This window comes from Mycobacterium sp., from assembly GCF_035697385.1.
Lineage (GTDB): Bacteria > Actinomycetota > Actinomycetes > Mycobacteriales > Mycobacteriaceae > Mycobacterium.
On the sequence record NZ_DASSCY010000302.1, the window covers coordinates 1 to 2,607 of the forward strand.

Below are 2,607 nucleotides of genomic sequence, written 5' to 3' on the forward strand. Positions count from 1 at the left end.
CCAGCTGTGCGCCGCCGAGGATCATCGCGGCCACCAGGCCGGTCGCCTCGTCGAATTGGTAATCGCCGCCCGAGGCGCAGGCCAGCATCGCGACGCGCGGCGGCATCGGCAGCTTCAGCGACATCAGGTCCGATGCGGTCAGCGGCCGTTGATCGGCCAGGTGAAGCGCCGCACGAGCAGCGTGGCCGACGTCACCGTCGGCGGCCGTCGCGTGGCCGACATACAACAGCCTGCTGGGCTCGTGCGCGAGCAAGTCGGCCAGCCATGTGCGATCCGCGTCGGTGCGCCTGAACAACTCGACGGCTTCGTCGACGTCGGGCAGTGCCTTCCTGCGCGCCATCAAGTCCGCGAAATGCCTTGCCAGGGCGGTCTCTTCAGACGGTCTGCCGAGCACTGAACCCAGCGCCGAATCCGGGCGTTGGCCCGGCACTCGCGGATCGAGCACCAGCAGCGGCGGGCTGTCGCGCCGGTCCTGCCATCGTGCCGGTGTCCGAGGTGCGTGCACGATGTTCGGCGGCGCGGCCATCAGCACCTCGACGAGCTCCATGAGGCGGAAGCCGTCGTCGTTGGGCATGGCAAGCAGGCCCCACGGGACGCGTGCCAGGCGTGCACTCGGCGATACGAACAGCGCGCCACGCGGTGACGACACGCAATCGACCAGCAGCTGCCAGGCCGGTTCCGCGACAAGCTGCGCACCCAGCGCGCGAGCGATCGCTAGTTCGGATTCGGGCGTCGCGAACGGTCCGCGGGTGATAGCGCGATCGACGGCGTCACGCCGGGTTTCGGAGTCGCGAGGGTCTGGCAGTGCGTCGGCCAGCCGATCCAGCGCCTCGACCAGGACGGGTTCCTCCACCACCCAGGTCACCGTTCGAGACGGCTGCCCGACGACGCGCAGGCTGGCATAGGTGGCGATTCCGACGTCGGCGAACCGCAGGACCAGGGTCGCCGGCTCCGTCACGGCCACGTGGGCCACGCGGCACCGTCGGCCGTCACGTCGCAGCCGTACCGCTCGTATGCCAGCTCGCGGTAACGAGTCATGATCGGCGCGGCATTCGGGTGCATCTGCAAGGGCGGAAGCGGGCCAAGCCGCGTGAGTGTTGAACCACCGCCCACAGGTGATGATCCGGCGGCGACAAGGGCGTATTCGTCAGCGGTTTCCAGCGGAACGGCGGCGGTGGCGGTGTCGGTCCACTCCTCGATCTCCCCGGCGGGCTCCGCACTGAAAGTGCCTCGTGCGCTGTGATATTCGATAAGCTCGCTGACCAGATCGGTGTTCTCCCATTCCCATGCGACAGCAAAGGCACCAGCCAGGATCCTTGCCGAAACGTGGGTCGCCCAACGCATCCTCGCGTCGGCGTCGGCGATCGAGTGCCTCACCGAATCGACCGCAAGCGCGGCGGGAACCTTGAGTTCTGCGGCCTGTTCAAGTTTGGACTCGGCATTCTGCGGGTCGGCCAACGCGTCCGCGCGCCAGATGCTACCAAGGTGATCGTCGAGGCGGGCGTATTGCAGCCAGCTGTGCCGGGGCCACGCGTCGAGCAGCTCTCGCGCCTGGTTCGCCCGCTCCCGCGCGGCATCGAAATCACCGCGGAAGACGTCGACCCAGCTGCGCTGCAAGAGAATACGGTGAATGTGCAGCGGCTTTTCCACCTCACGCCAGTGCCGCTCGGCATGCCCGAAGCGTTCATCGGCGTCGCCCAGCTCGTTGATCGACAGGCTGATGAGGCCGAAGTAGAGCCAGCACCGTGACACGTCGTGCGCTCGTGCATGCTCGGCGATTGAGGGGTAGGCCTCATGGACCAGGCGTTGGCACTCTGCACGGTCGCCGGCCGTCCATCTCGCGGTCGATCGCTCGAGTTTTGTTCTGGCTGTTGCCAGCTCCCAGCCGCGCTTCTGTGCGCGCGCGCCGGCACGCTGAAGCCAGGGTTCGGCTTCGTGAAGCCGACCGGTCTCGACGCAGAATCGCCCGTAGGCGGTGCCGCCCAGCACCAGAAGCTGATCATCGAACTCGCTGCCGGTGCCTGGACCGTCGATGGCGTCAATCACCTTCTCCCACAACGGAACTGATCGCACATGCAGATCATCATCGCAGAGCGCGGCCGCACAGATGATCTGCGCGTGCACAACGAGATACCGCAGTTCGTCGTCGAGATCAGCGAAGGCGGAGGTGTCTTCGGTCAGGACAGCCAACGCGGCTGCTGCGGCCTCGTGATCGCCGTGCGCCGCGGCAGCCAAACCCGCTTCGAGAAACTGCGCGCGACGTGAGTACCGGCAGATCATGTGGTCGATCTCGGCGTCGGACATCGTGACCTGCGCGGCGGCCTCTGGGTTGGTGCCCGCGCGGATCGACGAATAGATCGCCAGGCAGTCTCTGATGCGGCTGATGGCCTCGTGCACACCGTCGTATGCGGTGCGGACGAGGTAGATCTCCCCCAGCTGCGCCAGCACCTCGAGCATCAGATCGTCGCGGTCGGCTTCCTCGATGCGAGGCATCAGCGACAACAGCAGATCCTTCGCCGCAACCTCGTCAGCGGCGAAGGCAAGGTGACGGGCGCGTTCCAAATCGCCGGGGATCGTCACAGCTGAATCATATTGAAGCGGCGGGCG

At 66.7% G+C, this 2,607-nt stretch carries 2 protein-coding genes; both read right to left on the reverse strand.

All coding sequences use genetic code 11. From position 1 onward, the window contains the following. A partial coding sequence (locus tag VFH65_RS25625) for a CHAT domain-containing protein (RefSeq protein WP_414688507.1) occupies nucleotides 1–973 on the reverse strand: 973 nt, incomplete at its 3' end. Further along, nucleotides 955–2,580: a hypothetical protein gene (locus VFH65_RS25630; protein ID WP_353325400.1), complete on the reverse strand. Its 1,626-nt coding sequence runs from the start codon at nucleotides 2,578–2,580 to the stop codon at nucleotides 955–957. The genes VFH65_RS25630 and VFH65_RS25625, both read right to left, overlap by 19 nt. Nucleotides 2,581–2,607 lie beyond the last annotated feature (27 nt).